General features: G+C 66.3%; 1 protein-coding gene. It reads right to left on the reverse strand.

The genetic code is table 11. The annotated features are described in order from the left end of the window. The coding region (locus tag AC1DWF_RS35880) for a UxaA family hydrolase (protein ID WP_476843216.1) at nucleotides 1-518 on the reverse strand (518 nt) is incomplete at its 3' end. Between the last annotated feature and the right edge of the window lie 108 nt (nucleotides 519-626).

Here is a 626-nt window from a genome sequence, read left to right on the forward strand (position 1 = left end):
GCATTGCCCACGGTCGGGCAGGAGGCCAGTCCGGAGGTCGTGTCGCTCTCGCCGCACTTGGTCGAGACCCAGAGCTCTACCAGCGGCGCCTTCACCTTCTTCAGGCGCGAGGCATGCTTCACCATGCGATAGGCGGCGCGCGAGGCCGAGGCGATGGTGTTGATGTCGCCGTTCTGCTCGATGGCGAAGCCCTCGACCGGCTTGCCGCTGACGGCGATGCCCTCGACGATCTTGCCCGTCCAGCCCGGCTCGATGCCGATGACGATGACGGCCGCCACGTTCGGGTTGCAGCCGGTGCCGATCAGCGTGCGGAAGTGCAGGTCCAGGTCCGCGCCGAACTGCAGGCGGCCATAGGCGTGCGGGATCGCCATCGCGCCCTTGATGTTGTTCGCGACAGCCTCGGCGGCCGCGTTGGAGAGGTCGTCCACCGGCAGGATGATAACGTGGTTGCGCACCCCCATCCGCCCGTTCTCGCGCCGCCAGCCCTCGAAGGAGGAGCCTTTCAGGTCCATGCCCATATCGCTTCCCCTTACCAGCGCTTCGTCTTGACGTTGTGGACGTGCAGGTGCTCGCCGGCCGCGATGTCCGCGATGGCCTTCCCGATATCCACGCCGTATTTGATGATG

It is taken from the genome of Aminobacter sp. P4_D5 (assembly GCF_056401815.1).